General features: G+C 48.4%; 27 protein-coding genes. 19 read left to right on the forward strand and 8 right to left on the reverse strand.

The features are described from left to right. Nucleotides 1–43: 43 nt before the first annotated feature. The 16 genes from hisIE (at nucleotide 44) to rsfS (ending at nucleotide 12,631) form a co-directional block, all read left to right on the forward strand. A complete protein-coding gene (gene hisIE / locus B5F07_RS11565) occupies nucleotides 44–1,327 on the forward strand; it encodes a bifunctional phosphoribosyl-AMP cyclohydrolase/phosphoribosyl-ATP diphosphatase HisIE (RefSeq protein WP_087161444.1) in 1,284 nt (427 codons plus the stop codon). Nucleotides 1,328–1,493: 166 nt separating this feature from the next. Continuing rightward, on the forward strand, nucleotides 1,494–1,814 hold the full coding sequence (locus B5F07_RS11570) for a hypothetical protein (protein ID WP_087161445.1): 321 nt from the start codon (nucleotides 1,494–1,496) through the stop codon (nucleotides 1,812–1,814). A 161-nt stretch (nucleotides 1,815–1,975) separates the two neighbouring features. After that, entirely contained in the window at nucleotides 1,976–3,841 is a 1,866-nt protein-coding gene (locus tag B5F07_RS11575; protein WP_087161446.1) for a TIGR03960 family B12-binding radical SAM protein, read from the forward strand. Beyond that, nucleotides 3,825–4,604, forward strand: a complete 780-nt coding sequence (locus B5F07_RS11580) for a TIGR03936 family radical SAM-associated protein (protein WP_087161447.1) — start codon at nucleotides 3,825–3,827, stop codon at nucleotides 4,602–4,604. The genes B5F07_RS11575 and B5F07_RS11580 overlap by 17 nt, the downstream gene beginning before the upstream one ends. Then, entirely contained in the window at nucleotides 4,601–5,794 is a 1,194-nt protein-coding gene (locus tag B5F07_RS11585) for a ribonuclease E/G (RefSeq protein WP_087161448.1), read from the forward strand. The genes B5F07_RS11580 and B5F07_RS11585 overlap by 4 nt, the downstream gene beginning before the upstream one ends. Before the next feature lie 46 nt (nucleotides 5,795–5,840). Then, nucleotides 5,841–6,329 (forward strand): Cys-tRNA(Pro) deacylase, encoded by a 489-nt coding sequence (ybaK, locus tag B5F07_RS11590; protein WP_087161449.1) that lies wholly within the window; start codon nucleotides 5,841–5,843, stop codon nucleotides 6,327–6,329. A 136-nt stretch (nucleotides 6,330–6,465) separates the two neighbouring features. After that, nucleotides 6,466–7,785, forward strand: a complete 1,320-nt coding sequence (locus tag B5F07_RS11595; RefSeq protein WP_087161542.1) for an aspartate kinase — start codon at nucleotides 6,466–6,468, stop codon at nucleotides 7,783–7,785. 19 nt (nucleotides 7,786–7,804) lie between these two features. Continuing rightward, on the forward strand, nucleotides 7,805–8,224 hold the full coding sequence (locus B5F07_RS11600) for a CBS domain-containing protein (protein WP_087161450.1): 420 nt from the start codon (nucleotides 7,805–7,807) through the stop codon (nucleotides 8,222–8,224). A gap of 150 nt (nucleotides 8,225–8,374) precedes the next feature. Beyond that, complete coding sequence (rplU, locus tag B5F07_RS11605; protein ID WP_087161451.1) at nucleotides 8,375–8,683, forward strand: 50S ribosomal protein L21; 309 nt, start codon at nucleotides 8,375–8,377, stop codon at nucleotides 8,681–8,683. Between the two features lie 12 nt (nucleotides 8,684–8,695). Beyond that, nucleotides 8,696–9,028, forward strand: coding sequence for a ribosomal-processing cysteine protease Prp (locus B5F07_RS11610; RefSeq protein WP_087161452.1), 333 nt, complete (start codon nucleotides 8,696–8,698; stop codon nucleotides 9,026–9,028). 5 nt (nucleotides 9,029–9,033) lie between these two features. Continuing rightward, nucleotides 9,034–9,318, forward strand: coding sequence for a 50S ribosomal protein L27 (gene rpmA, locus B5F07_RS11615; RefSeq protein ID WP_087161453.1), 285 nt, complete (start codon nucleotides 9,034–9,036; stop codon nucleotides 9,316–9,318). A 117-nt stretch (nucleotides 9,319–9,435) separates the two neighbouring features. Beyond that, nucleotides 9,436–10,719 (forward strand): GTPase ObgE, encoded by a 1,284-nt coding sequence (gene obgE / locus B5F07_RS11620; RefSeq protein WP_087161454.1) that lies wholly within the window; start codon nucleotides 9,436–9,438, stop codon nucleotides 10,717–10,719. Nucleotides 10,720–10,752: 33 nt separating this feature from the next. Continuing rightward, nucleotides 10,753–11,046, forward strand: a complete 294-nt coding sequence (yhbY, locus tag B5F07_RS11625) for a ribosome assembly RNA-binding protein YhbY (protein ID WP_087161455.1) — start codon at nucleotides 10,753–10,755, stop codon at nucleotides 11,044–11,046. Continuing rightward, nucleotides 11,015–11,707, forward strand: coding sequence for a nicotinate-nucleotide adenylyltransferase (nadD, locus tag B5F07_RS11630; protein WP_140398007.1), 693 nt, complete (start codon nucleotides 11,015–11,017; stop codon nucleotides 11,705–11,707). Before yhbY ends, nadD begins: the two co-directional genes overlap by 32 nt. After that, nucleotides 11,707–12,279, forward strand: coding sequence for a bis(5'-nucleosyl)-tetraphosphatase (symmetrical) YqeK (gene yqeK / locus B5F07_RS11635; RefSeq protein WP_087161456.1), 573 nt, complete (start codon nucleotides 11,707–11,709; stop codon nucleotides 12,277–12,279). Before nadD ends, yqeK begins: the two co-directional genes overlap by 1 nt. Before the next feature lies 1 nt (nucleotide 12,280). After that, nucleotides 12,281–12,631, forward strand: a complete 351-nt coding sequence (rsfS, locus tag B5F07_RS11640) for a ribosome silencing factor (RefSeq protein ID WP_087161457.1) — start codon at nucleotides 12,281–12,283, stop codon at nucleotides 12,629–12,631. 137 nt (nucleotides 12,632–12,768) lie between these two features. On the opposite strand, the gene lexA is transcribed toward rsfS, so the two are convergent. Next, nucleotides 12,769–13,386, reverse strand: coding sequence for a transcriptional repressor LexA (gene lexA, locus B5F07_RS11645; RefSeq protein WP_087161458.1), 618 nt, complete (start codon nucleotides 13,384–13,386; stop codon nucleotides 12,769–12,771). A gap of 211 nt (nucleotides 13,387–13,597) precedes the next feature. Here lexA and B5F07_RS11650 point away from each other — a divergent pair, with 211 nt between their 5' ends. The 3 genes from B5F07_RS11650 to B5F07_RS11660 all read left to right on the forward strand — a co-directional run bounded on the left by B5F07_RS11650 (nucleotide 13,598) and on the right by B5F07_RS11660 (nucleotide 16,128). Continuing rightward, the gene (locus tag B5F07_RS11650; protein ID WP_087161459.1) at nucleotides 13,598–13,933 is read left to right on the forward strand and encodes a LysM peptidoglycan-binding domain-containing protein; all 336 of its coding nucleotides are present in this window, start codon (nucleotides 13,598–13,600) and stop codon (nucleotides 13,931–13,933) included. 231 nt (nucleotides 13,934–14,164) lie between these two features. Then, entirely contained in the window at nucleotides 14,165–15,259 is a 1,095-nt protein-coding gene (locus B5F07_RS11655) for a tyrosine-type recombinase/integrase (RefSeq protein ID WP_087161460.1), read from the forward strand. A gap of 134 nt (nucleotides 15,260–15,393) precedes the next feature. Beyond that, a complete protein-coding gene (locus tag B5F07_RS11660) occupies nucleotides 15,394–16,128 on the forward strand; it encodes a tRNA 2-thiocytidine biosynthesis TtcA family protein (protein WP_087161461.1) in 735 nt (244 codons plus the stop codon). A gap of 134 nt (nucleotides 16,129–16,262) precedes the next feature. On the opposite strand, the gene B5F07_RS11665 is transcribed toward B5F07_RS11660, so the two are convergent. From B5F07_RS11665 to B5F07_RS11695, 7 genes are all read right to left on the reverse strand, one after another. Beyond that, complete coding sequence (locus B5F07_RS11665) at nucleotides 16,263–16,910, reverse strand: cytidylate kinase-like family protein (protein WP_087161462.1); 648 nt, start codon at nucleotides 16,908–16,910, stop codon at nucleotides 16,263–16,265. A 170-nt stretch (nucleotides 16,911–17,080) separates the two neighbouring features. After that, complete coding sequence (locus B5F07_RS11670; protein WP_087161463.1) at nucleotides 17,081–17,998, reverse strand: RluA family pseudouridine synthase; 918 nt, start codon at nucleotides 17,996–17,998, stop codon at nucleotides 17,081–17,083. 15 nt (nucleotides 17,999–18,013) lie between these two features. Continuing rightward, nucleotides 18,014–18,571 (reverse strand): signal peptidase II, encoded by a 558-nt coding sequence (gene lspA / locus B5F07_RS11675; protein ID WP_087161464.1) that lies wholly within the window; start codon nucleotides 18,569–18,571, stop codon nucleotides 18,014–18,016. 65 nt (nucleotides 18,572–18,636) lie between these two features. Continuing rightward, a complete protein-coding gene (locus B5F07_RS11680) occupies nucleotides 18,637–19,437 on the reverse strand; it encodes a YlmH/Sll1252 family protein (RefSeq protein WP_087161544.1) in 801 nt (266 codons plus the stop codon). Nucleotides 19,438–19,445: 8 nt separating this feature from the next. Next, nucleotides 19,446–19,994 (reverse strand): cell division protein SepF, encoded by a 549-nt coding sequence (locus B5F07_RS11685; RefSeq protein WP_087161465.1) that lies wholly within the window; start codon nucleotides 19,992–19,994, stop codon nucleotides 19,446–19,448. A gap of 107 nt (nucleotides 19,995–20,101) precedes the next feature. Continuing rightward, nucleotides 20,102–20,794, reverse strand: a complete 693-nt coding sequence (locus tag B5F07_RS11690; RefSeq protein WP_087161466.1) for a YggS family pyridoxal phosphate-dependent enzyme — start codon at nucleotides 20,792–20,794, stop codon at nucleotides 20,102–20,104. Nucleotides 20,795–20,844: 50 nt separating this feature from the next. Then, nucleotides 20,845–22,242 carry an HlyD family efflux transporter periplasmic adaptor subunit gene (locus B5F07_RS11695; RefSeq protein WP_087161467.1) on the reverse strand — a complete coding sequence of 466 codons (1,398 nt, stop codon included), beginning with the start codon at nucleotides 22,240–22,242 and terminating at the stop codon, nucleotides 20,845–20,847. Between the last annotated feature and the right edge of the window lie 31 nt (nucleotides 22,243–22,273).

Genomic DNA, 22,273 nt, shown 5'->3' on the forward strand with positions numbered 1-22,273 from the left:
GGAAATATACAACTGGAAAGCGAATAAAAGGAGATACAGAACTATGAGTTATAAAAGACTGACTCCATGTATCTTCATTGACCGTGGAAAGGCAGTAAAATGGTTTGACGACAGAAACGTTGTCTCGGACGATGTCGTCGGACTGGCAAAAAAATACTGTGAGAGGGGCGCAGATGAACTGATTGTCTTCGACCTCTCCAATTCGGATGAAGAACATGATGAATCAATTGATCTGATGAAGAAGATAAACCGGGTCATCAGCATCCCGATGACTGCCGGAGGAAATATAAGACGGGCGGAGGATGTGAAAAAGATTCTCTACGCAGGCGCGAAGCGCGCCATGCTGAATTTCTCCAAGAAACTGTCCCTGGACCTGATCGAGGAAGTGTCCAAACGTTTCGGAAAAGAGCGGATCGCCGTGTCCTTAAACGACTTTGACGCGCTGTTCAAGCAGCAGCATCTTCTGGAAGAATACAGCTCCGAACTGATATTCATGCACAGGCTGGATCTGAATTCCGTGATGAATGTGACTAGCATTCCCTGCGTTGTGGTGACGGATACCATGGATGAGAGCGAGATCCTGCGCATCCTGAAGAGCGACGGGGTAAAAGGCGTTTCCGGTATGTTTATCAGCAGCGCAGATATGGATTTCAACCGCTTCAAGGAGATCTGTGCGGATGCGGGAATCCAGATGACGTCCTTTGAGAGCCTGATGGATTTCAGTGAATTCAAACTGAATTCGGACGGTCTGATCCCTGTGATTGTCCAGGATTACAAGACCAACGAGGTGCTGATGATGGCGTACATGAACGAGGAAGCTTTTGAACATACCGTGAAGACGGGAAGGATGACCTACTTCAGCCGCAGCCGTCAGAGCCAGTGGGTAAAAGGCGAGACATCCGGACATTTCCAGTATGTGAAATCTCTGACCATCGACTGCGACAAGGATACCCTGCTTGCCAAGGTAGAACAGGTGGGAGCCGCCTGCCATACAGGGAACCGCTCCTGTTTCTACACGACGATTGTGGGCGCGGACTATGACGCGAAAAATCCGCTTCAGGTATTCGAGTCCGTGTATGACACGATTGTGGACCGCAGGCTTCATCCAAAAGAGGGATCTTATACCAATTATCTGTTTGATAAGGGAATCGACAAGATCCTGAAGAAAGTCGGCGAGGAGGCGACTGAGATCGTCATTGCCGCGAAGAATCCCAATCCGGAGGAGATCAAGTATGAAATCTGTGATTTCCTCTATCACGCCATGGTGCTCATGGTTGAGCGCGGCGTGACCTGGGAAGATATTACAAGCGAGCTGGCAGACAGGTAGATCGGTAAGCTTGAAAATTAAGAGCGGAAATAAAGTTCTAAGAGAAAATGCAGGAGAATAATTTATTGCAAAGGACAGTAAATGAGCTCCTGCATTTTTCTGTAATCCGTGGGATGCAGAAATGGAAAGCCGGAAAAGCTGATGCGGGAACCGGGAAGGAAATGTCATGAATGATTCGGAAATGCGCAGGAGAGAACTGCTCCGGCAGACAAGGAAACTTTACGACGAACACCGGGATGTGCCTGCTGTGCATCCCCGGTATGGAAATATCTATCACAGTCTCTATGAAAACAGTGAAGAGGAGAGCCGGCCGTCCGGCGGCAGCTTTTACATACGCCTGGTGATCGGGATTCTGTGCTTTATCTTTTTCGTGTACATGGATCAGAACGGGACGTCTGTAGCAGAGGTGGACAGCACGGCGATCGTGGATCAGATCGGGGCGGATTTCGATGTGGAGGCGGTGAAAGAGGCATGGGGAGAACTGTGACGATCACCCGGGATTTCCCGAGTGATTTTTTGACCGTGTTTTTTCATATGTATCCCTGTATACAGCAGAAAATAAGACTTTGACAGATGATAATGCATATAGTACAATTAAGGACAGGCAAAAAATGAATGAAATATAGAATGAAAAATAAGGAATTGAGTATGAGAAAACTGGCTTTAAGTGATGATATTTTATTAAAAGTAGAAAAACCTGCCCGCTATATCGGCGGCGAGGTGAATTCGGTGATGAAGGACAGGGAGCAGGTGGACATCCGGATTGCCATGTGTTTCCCTGATGCGTATGAAATTGGCGAATCTCATCTGGGAATCAAGATCCTTTATGACATGTTCAACCGGCGGCAAGACGTCTGGTGCGAGCGTGTCTATTCGCCGTGGCTGGACCTGGACAAAATTATGCGGGAGGAGAATATTCCCCTTTTTGCGCTGGAGTCCCAGGATCCGGTACGTGATTTCGATTTTCTGGGGGTTACGATCCAGTTCGAGATGTGCTACACGAATATTCTCCAGGTTCTGGAGCTGAGCCATATCCCGCTCCATGCATCTTTGCGGACAGATGAGGATCCTTTTGTGATCGGCGGGGGTCCATGTGCATATAATCCGGAGCCTCTGGCAGAGTTTTTTGATCTGTTTTATGTCGGCGAGGGAGAGACCGCTTATGATGAGCTTTTTGACGCCTATAAAGAATGGAAGCAAAGCGGCGGAAGCCGGAGGGAATTTCTGGAGAGGGCGGCACAGATTGAGGGCATCTATGTGCCGGCCTTCTATGATGCAGAGTACAACGAAGACGGTACGCTGAAGTCCTTTACACCCAACAATGTGCATGCTCCTGCCGTGGTGAAAAAGCAGGTGGTTATGGATGTGACAGACGCACCGTATCCGGAGAAACCGGTGGTGCCTTTTATCAAGGCAACCCAGGACCGGGTGGTGCTGGAGATCCAGAGAGGATGTATCCGCGGATGCCGTTTCTGCCAGGCGGGCATGATCTACCGTCCCACCAGGGAGAGAAATGTGGAGCGCCTGAAAGAATATGCGCGTGCCATGCTCAAAAGCACCGGCCATGAGGAGATTTCTTTGAGCTCCTTAAGTTCCAGTGATTATTCGGAATTGAAAGAACTGGTACTTTTCCTGATCGATGAGTTCAAGGATAAAGGGATCAATATTTCTCTTCCGTCCCTGCGGATCGACGCTTTTTCTCTGGATGTGATGAGCCGGGTGCAGGATGTGAGGAAGAGCAGCCTGACCTTTGCTCCGGAAGCGGGGTCCCAGAGAATGCGTGATGTGATTAACAAGGGGCTGACGGAGGAAGATATTCTGGAAGGCGCCGGACAGGCATTCGAGGGAGGATGGAGCAAGGTAAAGCTCTACTTCATGCTCGGACTGCCTACGGAGACAGAGGAGGACATGAAGGAGATCGCACGGCTTTCGGACAGAGTGGCGCGCAGATATTATGAGATTCCCAAGGATCAGAGAAACGGGAAGTGCCAGATCACGGCAAGTTCCTCCTTCTTTGTTCCCAAGCCGTTTACCCCGTTCCAGTGGGCATCCATGTATCCGGCGGAGGAGTATGTGAGAAGGGCTTCCATCGTGAAGCACGAGTTCCAAGAGCAGTTGAACCGGAAGAGCCTGAAATACAACTGGCATGACGCGGAAGGTACGGTTCTGGAAGGCGTGATGGCACGGGGAGACCGGAAAGTGGGCGCTGTGATTGAAGAGGCTTACCGCCTGGGCTGTCTGTTCGATTCCTGGACAGAGAGTTTCCGCAGCGACCTGTGGATGCAGGCGTTTGAGAATACCGGAGTGGATATTGACTTTTACAACCTGAGGGAGAGAAAGCCGGACGAGCTGTTCCCCTGGGATTTCATCGATACCGGCGTGAGCAGGAAGTTTTTATACCGGGAGTGGGAGCGTGCTATGAAAGGCGAAGTGACGCCGAACTGCCGGATGCAGTGTTCCGGCTGCGGCGCGGCAAAATTCGGAGGAGGTGTCTGTTATGAAGGCAAGAATTAAGTTCAGGAAATACGGGGCGCTTCGTTTTATCGGACATCTCGATGTGATGCGCTTCTTTCAGAAAGTGATGCGGCGGGCAGACATTCCCATCGCATTTACCGGGGGATACAGCCCGCATATGATTATGTCTTTTGCCAGTCCGCTGGGAATCGGACTCTCCAGTGACGGCGAGTATTTCGATATCGAGCTGACTGAACCGATCAGCAGCAATGAGGCAGTGCGGCGGATGAATGAGGCGTGCGTAGAAGGAATCGAAGTGTTAAGCTTCCGGAAAATCTCCGACGAGAAGAAGATGACCGGCATGACGATTCTTGCAGGGGCGGACTATCTGGTTTCCCTCAGAAAAGGGACACTGCCGGATGACTGGAAAGAAAAGTTCAGGGAGTTTATGTCTATGCCGGAGATCCGGATCGTCAAACAGACAAAGCGGAGCGAGAGGGAAGTGGATATCCGGCCGCTGATCTATCAGTGGGAGCTCCGGGGAGACGATATTTTTCTCCAGCTTGCAGCGGGAAGTTCGGAGAACCTGAAACCGGATCTGGTGATGGAGGCGTTCATGGATTATGCCGGGATTGGCGCCGCGGATACGGAAACTGTGAAGAATGGCGGCGGGACAGAAGACGCCGGCGGTGGGCATGAGACTGGCGAAGAGCGGGAGATGCCCGTGTTCTCATATCACAGGCTGGAGATGTATGCAGACTGCGGGAAAGACGGGGAGCGCAGACTTGTGACTCTGGAACATCTGGGGGAAGAACTGGAATGAAACGAAAGATTCTGATTGAAAAAACGGAACATCAGATCCGCACCTTCTTTCTGGAGGATGATGACATCGTGGAGATCCACTGTGCTTCGGATGACGGGGATGGAAAGAGACGTCATCTGATCGGGGACATCTATATTGGAAAAGTCAGGAATATTGTGCAGAATATCGGCGCTGCTTTCGTGGAAATCGAGAGCGGCGTGAACTGCTATTATGACATGAAAGAGTGCGGAACAGCTCTTTTTACGAATAAAATCGGGAAAAAGCCTCTCTGCATCGGTGACGAGCTTGTGGTACAGATCAGCAAGGAGGCGGTAAAGACGAAGGCGCCGACCGTGACAAGCAATATCAGCTTTACCGGGAGATTTGCCGTGCTGACCCATGGGAATACGAGGATCGGTGTATCGTCGAAGCTGCCACGCAGCCTGAGGGATGAGTATAAACAGCGCCTGAAGGAACTACAGAACGACCGTTTCGGCATTATAGTCCGCACTAATGCAAAGGATGCGGATTTCAGAGAAGTGATTGAGGAGATTGAGCGTCTGCGCAGCGAATACGAGAAGATCGTGGAGACTGCTCCGATGCGGGTGTGCTATTCCTGTCTCAAATCAGCGCCGCCGTCCTATATTTCAGACCTGAAGAATGTCTATATGGAAGGAATGGAAGAGATTATCGTTGGAGATAAGGGATTGTATACAAGTATACGAAATTATTTTGAGGTGGAAATACCGGATAAACTTGGACTTTTAAGGCTCTATGACGATGAGAAATTCCCCCTTGGAAAGTTATACAGCACACAGACTGCCCTGGAGAAAGCTCTGGGAGAGAAGGTCTGGCTGAAACACGGCGGTTATCTGGTGATACAGCCTACGGAAGCGCTTACTGTGATCGACGTCAACTCCGGTAAAAATATCGGGAAGGCGAAAAATGAAGAGGGAATCTTCAGGATGAATCTGGAGGCAGCCCGCGAGGCGGCACGTCAGATCCGTCTGAGGAATCTCTCCGGAATTATCATCATCGACTTTATCAATATGGAATCGGAAGAAAATGTCAGCTCTTTTTTGAAAGAGTTCCGAACATTCCTTGCCGCAGATCCGATCCAGACTACGCTGGTGGATATGACACCGCTGAATCTGGTGGAGGTGACCCGGAAGAAGGTGCGGCGGCCATTATATGAGCAGGTAAGATTATGAACGGGTAAAATTATGGACTGGTGAAATTTTATAAGCAGGTGAACTTATGAGCAAGAAAGAATTAAAGACGAATGCCATGCGCATTCTTGACAGAAACAAGATACCTTATGAATATCAGACCTACGAATGCGAGGAGTTTGTGGACGGGATTACGGTTGCAGACCACCTTGGTCTCCCTCACGACCATGTTTACAAGACTCTTGTCACGACGGGGAAAAGCGGCGGCCATTATGTATTTGTCCTCCCCATCGCTGCCGAGCTGGATCTGAAGAAAGCGGCGAAAGCAGTGGGAGAGAAGTCTGTGGAGATGCTCCACGTAAAGGATATCACGGCGGTTACGGGATATGTGCGGGGCGGCTGCACTGCCATCGGCATGAAGAAGCAGTTTCCCACAGTAATTGACGAGAGTGCGGAAAATCTGGAATACATGTATGTCAGCGGCGGAAAGCTGGGAATGCAGATCCGTCTGAAGCCGGATGACCTGAAGCGGGCTGCAAGAGCGGAGTACGGTCAGATCACGAAAGAAGAACTGTAAAAATTACCCGGGTAATTTACATTTTTCATTTACAAGCCGGATTTCAGGCGTTATAATAATGAACCGAGAGTGTGCCGGAAGGGTCCGGCGCATACCAGACGAATGGAGAACAGGTTTGGAGAGGATGAGAAAAGAGATGAAGAAAGTAGTAAAATTCGGCGGAAGTTCCCTTGCCAGTGCAGAGCAGTTTAAGAAGGTGGGAGCGATTATCCGTGAGGATCCGTCGAGGAGATATGTAGTGCCGTCTGCGCCCGGAAAGCGTTTTTCCAGCGATACGAAGGTAACGGATATGCTGTATGCCTGCTATGCTGCTGCGGAAGCGGGGCAGGATTTTACGGACCAGCTTGAAAAGATTCACGAGAGATACCAGGAGATCATTGACGGGCTTGGACTGAAATTTTCCCTGGATGAAGATTTTGAGGTGATCCGGAAGAACTTTTCCGAAAAAGCAGGGAAAGATTACGCGGCTTCAAGAGGCGAGTATTTAAATGGAAAGATCATGGCGGCGTACCTGCAGTTTGAATTTGTCGATGCTGCGGAAGTGGTGCGTTTTAATGAGGACGGCTCTTTTAATGACGAAGTGACCAACGATCTGATGTCAGAGTGTCTGGAGCATCTTGACAATGCCGTGATTCCCGGGTTTTACGGGGCAAAGGAAGACGGTACGGTTGTCACATTTTCCAGAGGCGGCTCGGATGTGAGCGGATCTCTGGTGGCGCTTGCCGTGCATGCGGATATGTATGAGAACTGGACGGATGTATCCGGTTTCCTGATTGCAGATCCGAGAATTGTGAAGAATCCGAAGTCTATTGAGACGATTACTTATAAGGAATTAAGAGAGCTTTCCTACATGGGAGCGAGCGTGCTCCATGAGGACGCCATTTTCCCGGTGAGAAAGGCCGGAATTCCAATCAATATCCGCAACACGAACGCGCCTCAGGACAAGGGCACGCTTATCGTGGAAGGAACCTGCCGCAAACCGAAATATACGATCACAGGTATCGCAGGTACAGACGGATTTGCCGCAATCACAGTGGAAAAGGCGATGATGAACTCCGAGATCGGGTTCTGCCGCAAGGTCCTGCAGGTATTTGAGGACAATGAAGTGTCCATCGAGCATATGCCTTCCGGTATCGATACCATGACGATCTTTGTACACAAGGATGTGTTCGAGGAAAAAGAGCAGAAGATTCTGGCCGGCATCCACAAGGCGGTAAATCCGGATCATATTGAGCTGGAATCTGATCTCGCCCTGATTGCTGTCGTGGGACGTGGAATGAAGTCCACGAGAGGTACAGCGGGAAGAATTTTCTCTGCTCTTGCCCATGCACATATTAATGTAAAGATGATTGACCAGGGATCCAGTGAGCTCAACATCATCATCGGTGTGCGCCACGATGATTTCAAGAATGCGATCCGCGCGCTGTACGAGATCTTTGTGCTGACAGAACTGTAAAAACGGAGCTTTAATTATTATGAATATTTTGTTTTTTCTGAAACCCAAGAGCGAAGTTGCCTTTGTCTACGATCACTGCACGCTCCGACAGGTTCTGGAGACGATGGAATACCATAAATATGCATCCATTCCCATGCTGAACAAGAGCGGAGAGTATGTGGGGACAATTACAGAGGGAGATCTTCTGTGGGGAATCAAGAGATATACGAATCTCAACCTGAAGGAAGCGGAGAATATCTTTATCCAGGACTTCCCGAGAAAAGCGGATTATGAAGCAGTTTCGGCTGATTCGGATATGGAGGATCTGATCCGCAAGGCGATGAACCAGAATTTCGTTCCGGTGGTCGATGACCAGAAGAAGTTCATCGGAATCATTACCCGGCGCAGTATCATTGAATACTGCTATGAAAATATGAAGAACCGGAATTTCCGGGACTGAAATTTCAAAACAGAAATTTTCAGAAAAGGTATTGACTTCCTGAAAATCTCTGTGATATACTACACTAGTATGCCGCACAATGAGGTTTTTAAAGTGCTGTCTCTGTGACAGCCACCGTAATTGGCGAGTAATGATAATAGGAGGTGCCATATGTACGCGATTATAGCAACAGGTGGTAAACAGTACAAAGTAGCTGAAGGCGATATCATTAAAGTAGAAAAACTTGGTGTTGAAGCTGGAGAGACTTACACATTCGATCAGGTGCTTGCAGTGAATAACGACAAGCTGGTCGTTGGAAACCCGACTGTTGAAGGTGCAACAGTTACAGCTTCTGTAATCGGCGACGGAAAAGCGAAGAAAGTTGTCGTTTACAAGTATAAGAGAAAAACCGGCTACCACAAAAAGAATGGCCACAGACAGCAGTATACGGCTGTCAAGATCGACAAGATCAACGCGTAAGCGGTCTGTCCGATGATAAAGGTAACCGTTTATAAGACCGGAAGGCATGAATACTCGGGGTTTGACGTGACGGGACATGCAGGAGCTGCAGAGGCGGGACATGATATTGTCTGCGCTGCCGTTTCCGCGCTTGTCATCAATGCGGTCAATTCTGTTGAGCGTTTTACGGATGATGAGACGAGCTGCGTCAGCGACGAGGACGAGGGAAGCATTGAATTCCGCTTTGCGGGACGTCCCTCCCACGATGCCGGACTTTTGCTGGATTCCATGATTCTTGGTCTGGAAGCAATAGAAGACAGCGACGACTCAGAACCATACATTGACATTGTTTTCAAGGAGGTGTAAGTACCATGATGAAAATGAATCTTCAGTTTTTTGCTCATAAAAAGGGAGTTGGTTCCACAAAGAACGGACGTGATTCCGAAGCTAAGAGACTGGGCGCGAAGAGAGCGGACGGACAGTTTGTTAAGGCAGGAAACATCCTGTACAGACAGCGCGGAACAAAGATCCATCCGGGTCTGAATGTTGGACGCGGCGGAGATGACACTCTGTTTGCACTCGTTGACGGCGTAGTGAGATATGAAAGAAAAGGCAGAGATAAGAAACAGGTTTCTATCTATCCGGTAGCTGAATAAGAGGACTGACTGGAAGAGTCCGGCCGGAACTTTTCACTCGTATATCAAGGCAGTAATGGCCCCAGACCTTTCGTCTGGGGCTTTTGTATACCAGAAGGAATTTTAAAAGGAGTAGTTATGTTTGCAGACAGAGCGAAAATCTATATCAGATCCGGCAAGGGCGGCGACGGACACTGCAGTTTCCGCAGGGAGCTTTATGTCCCAAACGGCGGACCGGACGGCGGAGACGGCGGGCGCGGCGGCGATCTGATCTTTGAAGTGGACGAGGGAATGAACACCCTGGCTGATTACCGCCACAAGAGAAAATATGCGGCCGGAGACGGGGAGCCGGGAGGAAAGCGCCGCTGCCACGGAAAGGACGGACAGGATCTCGTCCTGCGCGTCCCTGAGGGCACGGTGATCAAAGAATCTGTGACCGGTAAGGTAATTGCCGATATGTCCGGAGAAAACCGGCGGCAGGTCGTTTTAAAGGGCGGAAAAGGGGGACTGGGCAACCAGCACTTCGCCACGGCGACCATGCAGGTGCCGAAATACGCACAGCCGGGACAGCCTGCCCGGGAGCTGGAAGTCAGTCTGGAGCTGAAGGTGATTGCAGATGTGGGGCTGATCGGTTTTCCGAATGTGGGGAAATCCACCCTGCTTTCCCGTGTGACCAACGCGGAGCCCAAGATCGCCAACTATCATTTCACCACACTGAACCCGAATCTGGGAGTAGTGGATCTGGATGGAGCAAAAGGATTCGTTATGGCGGATATCCCGGGGCTCATTGAAGGGGCATCCGAGGGCGTAGGGCTCGGGCACGAGTTCCTGCGGCATATCGAGCGAACAAAGATGATGATTCATGTCGTGGATGCGGCCGGCACGGAAGGGCGTGATCCGGTGGATGACATCTACAAGATCAATGCCGAACTGGAGGCATACAATCCGGAGATTGCACAGCGCCCGCAGGTGATTGCGGCGAACAAGACGGATCTGATCTATGATCCGGAGAATGATCCGGTGGAGCGCCTGAAAAAGGAATTTGAGCCCAAAGGGATCCGTGTGTTCCCCATATCCGGAGCAACGGGGAAAGGAATATCCGAGCTCCTCTATTATGTGAGCTCACAGCTTGAGACAATGGATACGCCTCCGGTTATCTTCGAGCAGGAGTATTTCCCGGATGACGAGCTGATCTACGAGCAGCTGCCGTATACTGTGGAGCAGGAGGACGGCATGTTTGTTGTGGAAGGACCGAAGATCGAGAAGATGCTCGGCTATACGAACCTCGATTCCGAGAAGGGATTTGCCTTCTTCCAGAAATTTTTAAAGGAGACGGGAATTCTCGATGAACTTGAGGCGGCAGGAATTCAGGAAGGCGATACGGTAAAGATGTATGGCTTCCAGTTTGATTATTACAAGTAATTTTGATTCAAAACAGCAAGGAGAAGAGCAGGAATGACGACAAAACAGAGGGCTTATCTGAAGAGCCTTGCCATGACCATGGAGCCGATTTTCCAGATCGGGAAATCCAGTATGACGCCGGGGCTGACGCAGGCGATCTCCGAGGCGCTTGAGGCGCGTGAGCTGATCAAGATCAGCGTACTCAAGAACTGCGCGGACGACCCGCGGGAGCTTGCGGAGATCATCGCCGAGCGGACACGTTCCCAGGTTGTACAGGTAATCGGGAAAAAGATCGTACTCTACAGAGAAGGAAAAGATGACAAGAAGAAAATCATGCTTCCCCGGTAAAGACGGAGACAATAAAAAAATAGGAATTATGGGAGGAACGTTCGATCCCATTCATATCGGACATCTTCTTCTGGGAGAGTTTGCCTATGAGGATTTCGGGCTGGATGAGATCTGGTTCCTCCCCAACGGGAATCCGCCGCACAAGGATACGGAGGACACAAAACAGGCGCTGGGGCACCGCGTGGAGATGATACGTCAGGCTATTGACGGTGTGCCTTATTTTCGTCTGAATCTGTATGAGGCGGATATTAAGGATCATTCGTACACTTATCAGACCATGAGGGAGTTTAACCGGATCTATCCGGATTATTCCTTCTATTTTATACTGGGAGCGGATTCCCTTTTTTCCATTGAAAAGTGGATGTATTTCAGGGAGATTTTTCCTACATGCACCATACTGGCAGCCATGAGGGATGACAAGGATGCCTGCGAGATGCGCCGGCAGATCGGATACCTGAAAGAGAAGTACGGGGCGGAGATTGAGCTGCTTCAGGCGCCGCTTCTGGAGATTTCATCGACGACGATCCGGGAGCGGGCTGCCAGGGATTTAAGCGTCCGCTATATGGTGCCGGATACTGTGGCGGAATACATCCGGGTCCACCGGCTCTATCAGAAGGACGGCGGACAGAAAGATCATGAGAACCTGGAGGAAGAGCAATAATGACGGAAGAACTGGAACAGATCAGAAAAAGATTATCCAAATTACTGAAAAAGGAAAGATACGAACATACCCTGGGAGTCATGTATACAGCCGCGTCACTGGCAATGTGTTACGGCGCGGATATGCAGAAAGCCCTGACAGCGGGACTGCTCCATGACTGCGGAAAATTCTGTCCGGCGAAGGAGCAGATAGAGATGTGCCGGACGATCGGGATCAAGCTGACAGAGTCCGAACTTCAGATGCCCGCACTCGTCCATGCGAAGCTGGGCGCCTGCCTGGCACAGTATGATTACGGGATCCGGGATCAGGAGATTCTGGATGCCATTACCTACCATACAACAGGAAGACCGGACATGACTCTTCTGGAGAAGATTATCTATATTGCAGATTATATTGAGCCAAACAGGAAAGAGATCCCGGGCCTTCAGGAGATCCGCGGTATCGTTTTCCGGGATATTGACCAGGCGGTCTGTCTGTCGGCAGGCTCCACGGTGAGATATCTGGAAAACGGCGGGAAAGCAGTTGACCCGATGACGGTAAAAACGTATAATTTCTATAAAAAGGAGGTCTAGGATGAACCAGTCAAGAGAGATGGCAAAGATCGCCTGTGCCGCGCTGAGCGATAAAAAGGGCGAGGACATCAAAGTGATCGATATCACAGGAATTTCCGTTCTGGCGGATTACTTTATCATTGCCAACGGGAACAGCGACACGCAGGTGAACGCCCTTGTGGACAGCGTGGAAGAGCAGCTTCACAGGGCAGGCTATTCGCTGCGCCAGTGCGAAGGGCAGGGCACCGGGAGATGGGTGCTTATGGATTACGGCGATATCATTGTGCATGTGTTTGATAAGGAAAACAGGCTGTTCTACGATCTGGAGAGGATCTGGAAGGACGGAAAGCTTATCAGCGCAGAAGAGCTGTAGTGAACGACAGCAAAAGCGAAAATGACAGTAAAAGTGAAATAGAAAAGAAGCAGCAGTATTTGTCAAGCTGATACTACATCAGTAAAACAGAGACCGCTGCTTTTTTTTATAATATTGTAATATTCTGTCCGTAAAAATTATTTAAAAAAGCGGAATACACCGATCACTTTTCCGAGTATTATAACGTCATGTACGATAATCGGATCCATAAAGTCATTCTCCGGCTGCAGGCGGTAAATGCCTTCTTCCTTGTAAAAGGTCTTTACGGTAGCACCGTCTTCCACAAGGGCAACAACCATATCACCGTTGGAAGCCGTGGAAGTCTCTTCTACAAGGACCATATCGCCGTCCAGAATTCCCGCGTTGATCATGCTTTCCCCTTTCACCTTCAGCAGGAAAGTCTGCTTATTGGGAAGGCGTTCCACCGGAATGGGGAAGTAGTCCTCAATATTCTGTTCCGCATAGAGCGGCTCTCCTGCAGCGACACTTCCGATCACCGGCACGTTGGCCATCTCCCTGCGAACCAGATTAAAATCGTCATCCAGAATTTCGATGGCACGCGGCTTCGTGGGATCCCGGCGGATGTAGCCGTTCTTCTCCAGTGTCTCAAGATGAGAGTGGACAGAAGAGGTGGACTTCAGATCGACTGCCTCACAGATCTCCCGCACAGACGGCGGGAACCCCTTCTTTAAAATCTGCAGTTTTATATACTCAAGTATTTCCGTCTGCTTCGGACTTATTTTCCCCTGTGACATAATATCTTACTCCTCCAAGAACTTTACATTTTCAGCTATTAACTATAGTACCACAGCAGTTTTTAAAAAGCAAACATATGTTACGAAAATATGTTCGGTTTTTTTAAAAATTACGGATTGACAAACATATGTTCGTGTCATATAATAAAACACGTAGAGAACAAACGTTCGATCAAATTAATTTCGGGGTATTATCCAGGGGGAATGGAAAATGAGAACAGCGAACAGAAGAAAAAGGAACATCAGAACACTCACAGGAGCTGCCGCAGGATTTGCAGCTGTATTATGCATCTTTCTTTTTTGCAGTGTATTTTTTGTATCTGCAAAGGAAAAGAATGAGGAACAGGTTCTCTATAAATATTATACAAGCATCGTGATTGAACCGGGTGATACGTTATGGGGAATCGCGTCAGAGACAATGACATCCGAATATGATTCCATTCCGGAATATGTAGAGGTTCTCAAAGAGATGAACAATCTTACCTCTGATTCCATTGAGGCCGGACAGAATCTGATCATCGCCTATAACGACACAGAGTTCAGATAAATCAGGTATCAATATACATCCCTATGTATTGATATATATACACTCCAAGATAAAACCGGACGGGAAGGGCAGGCTGCCTGGAGCGTCCGGTTTTAAACTGAGAAATAGATCTATACGACAAATACCGATTTTTCCAAAAGATGTGGACGAAAGTCCGGGAATTTGTTATAATTATACAGGCACTAAGGAAAATCTGCAAATATGGAGTATAAAAATAAGAGGTAAACAGTTATGCCACAGAAAAATGAAAACGCAAATGGAAACAATGGAAACGATACGAAAACCTATCAGGAACAGAAATATATAGACAACACGCTCAGGCTGCGGAATATTCTGAAGACGCTGCCGCCTTTTGCGAAGGATTATTTCCGCGCCATGGAGCCCGTAACGTCTGCCAGGACGCGGATTTCCTACGCATACGATATCCGGGTCTTTTTTCATTTTCTGATCGAAAATAACCCGGTTTACAGGGATTACACGATGGATCAGTTTACGGTCCATGATCTGGAGCGCCTGGAGCCCGTAGATATCGAGGAATATCAGGAATACCTGAAAGTATATGAAAACGATGACAAACAGCTCACAAACACGGAAAAAGGACTTGCCAGGAAGATGTCCGCTCTGCGTAGTTTCTACGGTTACTATTTCAAACACCAGATGATAACAAAGAATCCCACGCTTCTCGTGGATATGCCGAAGATCCATGACAAGGCGATTATCCGTCTGGACGCGGACGAGGTGGCGCTTCTTCTGGATTATGTTGACCATGGCGGGGACAACCTGACAGGACAGAGAAAAGTTTACTATGAGAAGACAAAGAACCGGGATCTGGCGATCCTTACTCTCCTGCTCGGCACCGGAATCCGAGTCTCAGAGTGTGTGGGGCTGGATATTCAGGATGTGGATTTCAAAAACAACGGGATTACTGTCACACGGAAAGGCGGCAATCAGATGGTCGTCTATTTCGGCGAGGAGGTGGAGAACGCTCTGAAAATGTATCTCTACACGACCCGGAAAACAACGGTTCCTCTTCCCGGACATGAAAATGCGCTTTTCCTGTCAACCCAGAGAAAACGTATGGGCGTTCAGGCTGTGGAAAATATGGTGAAGAAATACGCCCGCGAAGTGACGCCCAACAAGAAGATTACCCCCCACAAGCTGCGCAGTACATACGGCACGGCGCTCTACCGGGAAACCGGGGACATCTATCTTGTAGCGGACGTTCTCGGGCATAAGGATGTCAATACCACGAAAAAGCACTATGCGGCAATCGATGAAAACCGCCGCAGACAGGCCGCCGGCGCTGTGAAACTCCGTGAAGTGTGATTGATTGCTACTGATATTTATTCTTGTATTTATGCCGGGATCTCAGTATAATATATGACTGGAGCGTAATTCCGGGATAAACTCTGCGGAATACAGAAACTATCAAAAAGTGACGATGGAGTGATTAGAGTACAATGCAGTTACAGAGATTACTGAGCTTTACAAGAAAAGCTGTTGACGAATATGAAATGATCCAGGAGGGCGACCATATTGCGGTAGGTATCTCCGGAGGAAAGGACAGCCTGACGCTTCTGTGCGCCCTGCACGGCCTGAAGCGCTTTTACCCGAAGAAATTTGAACTCAGCGCCATAACGGTGGATCTGGGGTTCGAGGATTTTGATCTTTCCCCGATTCAGGAAATGTGCCGGGAGATGGATGTCCCTTATACAATCGTCAAGTCGGATATCTATAATATTCTTTTTAACGTGCGCAAGGAGTCGAATCCCTGCTCTCTCTGCGCAAAGATGAGAAAAGGAGCGCTCAACCAGGCAATCAAGGAGGCGGGATGCAACAAGGTGGCATATGCCCATCATAAGGACGATATTATCGAAACCATGCTTCTCTCCCTGATCTTTGAAGGCAGGTTCCACTCCTTTTCCCCGAAGACCTATCTGGACCGCATGGATCTGACGGTGATCCGCCCCATCATGTTTGTGGACGAGATGGATGTCATCGGGTTTAAAAACAAATATGATCTTCCGGTGGTAAAGAGCAAATGTCCGGTGGACGGATACACGAAGCGGCAGTATGCCAAAGAGCTTCTTCATCAGCTCAACCATGACCATCCCGGCGCCAAAGAGCGCATGTTCCATGCAATTCTGAACGGAAATATTCAGGGATGGCCGGAGCGGGTAATTCATACCCGATGAGCCGAATGCCGAAAGAAATGCGGAAAAAGAATAACTGAAAAACAGAAAATGCGGATGCTCAGATTATATGTAAATTCAATATTCTGAGTATCCGCATTTTCATTTTATTTTTTTTAGGAGGAGTTTTTTTAATATCAGATTTTCCGGTCTTCTCTCTTTATCTGTTCCTTTCTCAGCACATATTCCTCGATCATCTTAGCTGTCCCTTCAATGCCCAGCTCTGCGCTGTTCAGACAGAGCTCATAGCTCTCTGCATCCGACCACTTTTTGTTGGTGTAATAATTATAATAGCTGGAGCGCTTTTTATCTGTCTTGATGATCAGATCTTTTGCCTTGGCGTCTGTCAGATCATAGATCCGTGCGATACGACGGATTCTTGTATCCATATCTGCGTGGATAAATACACTGACGACGTTTTTGTAGGACTCCAGAGCGTAATCAGCACATCTTCCGACCAGAATACAGGGACCTTCATCGGCAATCTTTTTGATCGCGTCAAACTGTGCGAGAAACACCTTGTGGTTGATCGGCATGTCTGTGTAGCTGTTGCCGGAATATCCGAGGGAATAGGTATCCATCACGAGAGAATAAAGAAAGCTGTTCGTCGGCTTTTCGTCGTGAGTCTCGAATATTTCCTCGCAGATCCCGCTTTCTTTGGCCGCTCTGGCAAGCATCTCCTTGTCATAGAGTTTAATTTCAAAATCTTCCGCAATCCTGCGCCCGATTTCCCGGCCTGCACTTCCAAACTGCCGTCCGATTGTAATGATCGTATTTGTTTTCATAATTAGCCACTCTCCTTTGCGTCAGCATATATTGTGATTTTGCATAAAAAACAGTGCTTCAATCACTTACTATATGACTATTATAACGAGAAAAAAGGAAAATGACAATATTAAAATAAATTCTTCTTCATTCTCTTATGATTTTGCCGGCGCTCTGTGCTGTTATTCCGTCAGCCCCGGCTCTTCCTCAGACGTTCAAGAAGCTCTGTAAAATACTGGGGAAGCGGCGCGTCGAATTCCATATATTCCCCTGTAACCGGATGACGTATCCCGAGAATCTTGGCATGGAGCGTCTGTCCCTGAAGCTTAAAAGGGCATCTGGAAGGTCCGTATACCGCGTCACCGAGCAGCGGATGACCGATACTCGCCATGTGGACACGGATCTGGTGTGTGCGCCCGGTTTCAAGCTCACACTCAATATAAGTATAGTCTCCATACCGTTCAAGGACTCTGTAGTGGGTGACAGCCGGACGCCCGTTTACCGCTTTTGTACTCATTTTCTTCCGGTCTGTCGGATGTCTTCCTATAGGAGCATTTACAGTTCCGGAATCTTCCTTTATATTTCCGCAGACAACCGCGTGGTACCGCCTTGTAATAGAGTGTTCCTTCAGCTCCTCAGCCAGAATCTGATGGGCGTGATCCGTCTTGCAGACAAGCAGGGAACCTGTGGTGTCCATATCAATCCGGTGGACGATCCCGGGGCGCAGAACGCCGTTGATCCCGGAAAGACGGTCCCGGCAGTGATACAGAAGGGCATTTACCAGAGTGTGGCTGTAATGCCCGGGGGACGGATGAACAACCATCCCTTTCGGTTTGTTTACCACCAGGATTTCGTCGTCCTCGTAAAGAATATCGAGGGGGATATCCTCTGGGACGATGTCCAGTGGTTCCGGATCCGGAATTTCCACACAGATTCTGTCGCCGGAAGATACCTTATAATTTGATTTTGCCGGATTATCATTTACGGTAATACTTCCGTTTTTCAGAAGTTTCTGGATATAAGAACGGGAAAGGTCATTGAGCTTTCCGCACAGAAAACGGTCAATCCTTTCCCCTGACAGATCTGCAGTCAGATTAATCTGTTCCATCTGATTCTCCTTTTCCTAATTCTCCTTTTTGCTTTCATCCTGCGTCCCGTTCTTCTTCCCGGATTTGAGAAAATCAAAGTCGCTGTCATCCCTGTAATAGAAAGAGATAAGAAGTACGAAAGAGATGCAGGAAATCACCACATAGCAGTCCGCAACATTAAAAATCGGGAAATCGATCAGCTTGAAATAGAGAAAGTCGATTACGTAATTCAGTCTGAGCCGGTCAATCATATTTCCCACGGCTCCGGCACAGAGGAGAACCGCACAGATACGGAGCGGATAATACTTCTTCTCGTGCGGGAGTTTACCGTACAGATAAGCAAATATAATGAAAATTGCCGCTGCACCGATCACAAAGACGAACTGCCGGTTCTGCATCAGCCCGAAAGCCGCACCGCGGTTTTCCAGATAGTGAAATTCGAATACCCCGTCAATTACCGTAAACGGCTGAGCATTTTTCAAAAATAGAACAGCCAGATATTTTGTGAGCTGGTCGGCAAAAACAGCCACCGCAAACCCGGCAAGTGCCAGTAGATAACTTGTAATATTTTTTCTTTTCTGCAAAGCATTCATTCTGATATGTCCATCCTTACTGAGTAATTTCGTCTGTTCTGCAACACATGTCTGTAAATCCGCTACTACACATATCTGCGGACAGAGACGGTAATCCGGTTCTTGCGGGTTGTCCCCTGCGTTCCCTCGAATCGAAACTTTCCCATTCCGCGCACAGAAACAATATCGCCGTCTTTGAGCTGGTATCCGTTGCTTGTGATAAGTTTCCCGTTTACAAAGACCCTGCCGCCCTCGATCAGGCCGGAAAGCCTGGATCTGGAGGAAGAAAAGGCGAGGGCTAACAGACTGTCAAGCCTTACGGACGCTACAGTGCCCCTGATCTCCTCGTAACGCGGCGTATAGTCAAAGTCCTGAATATCAATGGAATCCAGTCTGACAGAGGTGTGACGCACTCTTGTAAGCTCTTCCTTCAGGAAGAATTCCAGATCCCGGTGTACGAAAATAACGGCGTCGCTGCCGTCTATGAGGATATCCCCGGTTTTGGAACGGTCGATTCCCAGGTTGAGCACTGCGCCGAGATAATCCCTGTGCGACATCTCCCCGGCAAATTTCCGGTTCAGGGGAGAGATTTTCACTGCACAGAAAGGAAAATCCAGTTCCTCCATAGTGAGTTCTGATTTTCCGTAACGCAAATAAAGAGCATCAGGGATGAATGCCGCCATCTGACGCTCTGCCATAAAATACCCGCCAAAAGATCTGTAGCCTGTAAAAAGTCTGTCTTTTGGCAGGGTATGTAAAATATTCTGCTCATTCAGATTCAGAAAATCCGTATATGTAATAATCTCGCGCTGATATGCCAACCGGGAAAGCTCGATAAAACGTTTTTCCAGCATCTGCACATCTTTTTCCTGACTGTCTCTGTACATGTTCAATCCTAATATCTGCCTCTCACACTCGGTGTTTCCATCGAACCGCCGAGAAGATCCTGAAGATCACCGGAAATATCAACGTTGGTAGGCGTCACAAGGAAGATATAATTAGAGATCTTCTGCAGGTTTCCGCTGATTGCAAAAGTAGCGCCCGAGATAAAATCGATAATTCTCTGCGCAATCTCGAGATCCATGCCTTCAAGATTCAGAATAACCGTGCGCCCGGAGAGCAGTGTCTCTGTAATCTCCCTGGAATCATCAACGGAAGTCGGTTTCACAACACAGACTTCCATGTTGCCGCCTCTCTTCTGGGCAGGCTGTCTCATCGGAGTTACCTTACTGCTGCTGCTTCCCGCAGGCTGGTACTTCTTCTCCTCTTCCATGTCAAAGTCGTCATAGTTCTCTTCTTTTGCATTTTTCTTTCCGAACAGGGAACGACGGGGCTTCTCTTCATAATCATCGTCATAATACTCGTCATCATCATAAAACTCATCGTCATCGTAGTCATCGTCGTTCAATTTCATGATGTCCAGAAATTTATCAAATACACCCATTTTTACACTCCTATCTTGCATGCGATGGCGCATGCAGCCTTCTTTTTTTCATACTTTCTGTTCCAGGCTCTGCTGAAGATCAGCGGGACACAGCGACGCCGGCAGATCTATACAGCATAATTTCTGGCACCAAAGATACCGGTTCCGACACGTACCATAGTAGCGCCCTCTTCGATCGCAACCTCGTAGTCATTGGTCATCCCCATCGAAAGTATGCTCACAGTAACATTATCAATGTTTTTATCGTTAATGTCAACAGATAATTTATGTAAATCTGCGAAAACTGTACGATTTTTTTCGGGATTTTCAACAAAAGGCGCAATTGTCATTAAACCTTTCACTCTGATATGGGGAAATTCTGAAATCTTTTCGATGAAAGGAATCACCTCTTCTGTTTTCAGCCCGAACTTGCTCTCCTCTTCCGCAACGTTTACCTCGACCAGAATATCCATGACTTTCCCATGCTTGGCTGCTTCTTTCTCAATTGTTTCGGCAAGTTTCAGAGAATCTACGGAGTGGATGAGATCGACTTTGTCGATGATATATTTTACCTTATTTGTCTGAAGATGTCCGATCATGTGCCAGTGAATATCCCGGGGAAGCGCCTCGTATTTTTCTGTCAGTTCCTGGACTTTGTTCTCTCCGAATACACGTATACCAAGATCATATGCCTCTTTCAACACTTCCACCGGCTTTGTCTTGCTGACTGCAATCAGGGTGACATCGTCCCTGTTCCGCCCTGCCCTGTCGCAGGCTGCCTGAATCTTCTGTTCCACATCCTCCAGCTGATCTTTCAACATTATCTGTTCCTCCTGTCTTTATATATGTTATTGTAAATGATCAAACGGCGCTATTGAAATACAACCTCGTCCGGATCAACGGTACTGCCGTCCTGGACAATATGATCGTAATTCGACAGCCCGTAGCTGTCCCCTTCCTGTACAATGTAAAACTCATCGCTCTCGCAGAGGATTGTAACCTTCCGGAATACGGCATAGCCCCGGTTGATGTTATACACGCCGGTCAGCGGCTTCACCGCCCCGACGGTAAACGTCTCCGTGGAATCCGGCCGGATCAGAATATCGCCCTCTTTCAGCTCGTCCCGGCTTAAATATACTTCCCCGTCTTCCGATGTAGAATAGATGCCCACGCTTTGGAAGGTGGCGTTTCCATTCCCGTCAGAAATCATGACTCCATTGGAAGAACTGTTCCCTCCCGTGGTAATATATTCCCCGGGAACTACAAAGAAATCTTCCTCCACAACCGATGAACGGGGAATCTTAAGACCGCTTTCATCTTCCAGAATCAGCTCAATGTTCAGGTAACGCTCCTCAGCGTAGCGGATCATGGAATTGTCAAAATCAAGACGCCCGTAAGATTTTCCGTCCTTTTCTATAATGGAAAACCCGGCGACCATTGTCTCGCTGTCCTTGTCGATGCGCACGCGGATCCGTGACACTTCATCCTCTGCAAGTTCGGCAGCGGTTTCATCGGAAAGAGGGACGATGACCGACCAGTTGTCAGAGGTGATCAGGCGGTATACGGGATCGCCGGTCTGCACCTTCATCTGGTCCTGCAGGAGCGTGTTTTCATAATCTGAACGGTCAAAATCCTTTTCCGTAAAATTCTCCGCAGTCAGACTCTCGCAGCCGTCCACCGTAAATGCAACGATTCCGTCCCGGGAAGTCTGGTAAGAAGTGACATTCTGACCGCTGGCGGCAATCGCAGCCCCGATATAATCTGTCTTTGTCTCACTGAGAGCATCCTGCAGTGAGGAGATGACTTCATTTTTTAATGTGTATACAGAAGAAAAGTCATTCTCCCGATAATTTTCATTGAAATTCTGAATCTGAAGAACGATGGCAGACTGCACCTCCGCGTTGAGTTCTGCGGTGGAGGTATCCGTCTGACCGGTGTTTTCCCGGGGCTCAAGCCGGTTCGGGGAAAGCGCGTAAATATTGCTTCCCGCTTTCACTTTACTGTTTTCGTTCTGGTAGTAGATCACATATCCGTTTCCCTCCGAGAGCACAGCCGTCTCTTCCCGGATTACCAGGCCGGTATAGGAGTTGTCCCGGACAATACTCCCCTCTCTCACTTCATAAGCCGCGATCTGCGTCCCTGTAAGAGAGCGGATGACCGTGACGATAAGATAGAGAAAGATAATGGCAAAAAGGAGAAGTCCGACGTTAAATTCCCGTTTGTTTCTGTATTTTTTTATGCTGACCGATTTATTTTTTTTCTCTGCCAAAATGGGATAAACCTCCTGCATATTCATAACT

This window comes from Lachnoclostridium sp. An169 (genome assembly GCF_002160525.1).
In the GTDB taxonomy this organism is placed as follows: Bacteria; Bacillota; Clostridia; order Lachnospirales; family Lachnospiraceae; genus Mediterraneibacter; species Mediterraneibacter cottocaccae.

Excerpts from the sequence above, each read along its gene's own strand:
- hisIE (WP_087161444.1), top strand. The coding sequence starts at position 44 with ATGAGTTATAAAAGACTGACTCCATGTATCTTCATTGACCGTGGAAAG.
- B5F07_RS11570 (WP_087161445.1), top strand. The coding sequence starts at position 1,494 with ATGAATGATTCGGAAATGCGCAGGAGAGAACTGCTCCGGCAGACAAGG.
- B5F07_RS11575 (WP_087161446.1), top strand. The coding sequence starts at position 1,976 with ATGAGAAAACTGGCTTTAAGTGATGATATTTTATTAAAAGTAGAAAAA.
- B5F07_RS11580 (WP_087161447.1), top strand. The coding sequence starts at position 3,825 with ATGAAGGCAAGAATTAAGTTCAGGAAATACGGGGCGCTTCGTTTTATC.
- B5F07_RS11585 (WP_087161448.1), top strand. The coding sequence starts at position 4,601 with ATGAAACGAAAGATTCTGATTGAAAAAACGGAACATCAGATCCGCACC.
- ybaK (WP_087161449.1), top strand. The coding sequence starts at position 5,841 with ATGAGCAAGAAAGAATTAAAGACGAATGCCATGCGCATTCTTGACAGA.
- B5F07_RS11595 (WP_087161542.1), top strand. The coding sequence starts at position 6,466 with ATGAAGAAAGTAGTAAAATTCGGCGGAAGTTCCCTTGCCAGTGCAGAG.
- B5F07_RS11600 (WP_087161450.1), top strand. The coding sequence starts at position 7,805 with ATGAATATTTTGTTTTTTCTGAAACCCAAGAGCGAAGTTGCCTTTGTC.
- rplU (WP_087161451.1), top strand. The coding sequence starts at position 8,375 with ATGTACGCGATTATAGCAACAGGTGGTAAACAGTACAAAGTAGCTGAA.
- B5F07_RS11610 (WP_087161452.1), top strand. The coding sequence starts at position 8,696 with ATGATAAAGGTAACCGTTTATAAGACCGGAAGGCATGAATACTCGGGG.
- rpmA (WP_087161453.1), top strand. The coding sequence starts at position 9,034 with ATGATGAAAATGAATCTTCAGTTTTTTGCTCATAAAAAGGGAGTTGGT.
- obgE (WP_087161454.1), top strand. The coding sequence starts at position 9,436 with ATGTTTGCAGACAGAGCGAAAATCTATATCAGATCCGGCAAGGGCGGC.
- yhbY (WP_087161455.1), top strand. The coding sequence starts at position 10,753 with ATGACGACAAAACAGAGGGCTTATCTGAAGAGCCTTGCCATGACCATG.
- nadD (WP_140398007.1), top strand. The coding sequence starts at position 11,015 with ATGACAAGAAGAAAATCATGCTTCCCCGGTAAAGACGGAGACAATAAA.
- yqeK (WP_087161456.1), top strand. The coding sequence starts at position 11,707 with ATGACGGAAGAACTGGAACAGATCAGAAAAAGATTATCCAAATTACTG.
- rsfS (WP_087161457.1), top strand. The coding sequence starts at position 12,281 with ATGAACCAGTCAAGAGAGATGGCAAAGATCGCCTGTGCCGCGCTGAGC.
- lexA (WP_087161458.1), bottom strand. The coding sequence starts at position 13,386 with ATGTCACAGGGGAAAATAAGTCCGAAGCAGACGGAAATACTTGAGTAT.
- B5F07_RS11650 (WP_087161459.1), top strand. The coding sequence starts at position 13,598 with ATGAGAACAGCGAACAGAAGAAAAAGGAACATCAGAACACTCACAGGA.
- B5F07_RS11655 (WP_087161460.1), top strand. The coding sequence starts at position 14,165 with ATGCCACAGAAAAATGAAAACGCAAATGGAAACAATGGAAACGATACG.
- B5F07_RS11660 (WP_087161461.1), top strand. The coding sequence starts at position 15,394 with ATGCAGTTACAGAGATTACTGAGCTTTACAAGAAAAGCTGTTGACGAA.
- B5F07_RS11665 (WP_087161462.1), bottom strand. The coding sequence starts at position 16,910 with ATGAAAACAAATACGATCATTACAATCGGACGGCAGTTTGGAAGTGCA.
- B5F07_RS11670 (WP_087161463.1), bottom strand. The coding sequence starts at position 17,998 with ATGGAACAGATTAATCTGACTGCAGATCTGTCAGGGGAAAGGATTGAC.
- lspA (WP_087161464.1), bottom strand. The coding sequence starts at position 18,571 with ATGAATGCTTTGCAGAAAAGAAAAAATATTACAAGTTATCTACTGGCA.
- B5F07_RS11680 (WP_087161544.1), bottom strand. The coding sequence starts at position 19,437 with ATGTACAGAGACAGTCAGGAAAAAGATGTGCAGATGCTGGAAAAACGT.
- B5F07_RS11685 (WP_087161465.1), bottom strand. The coding sequence starts at position 19,994 with ATGGGTGTATTTGATAAATTTCTGGACATCATGAAATTGAACGACGAT.
- B5F07_RS11690 (WP_087161466.1), bottom strand. The coding sequence starts at position 20,794 with ATGTTGAAAGATCAGCTGGAGGATGTGGAACAGAAGATTCAGGCAGCC.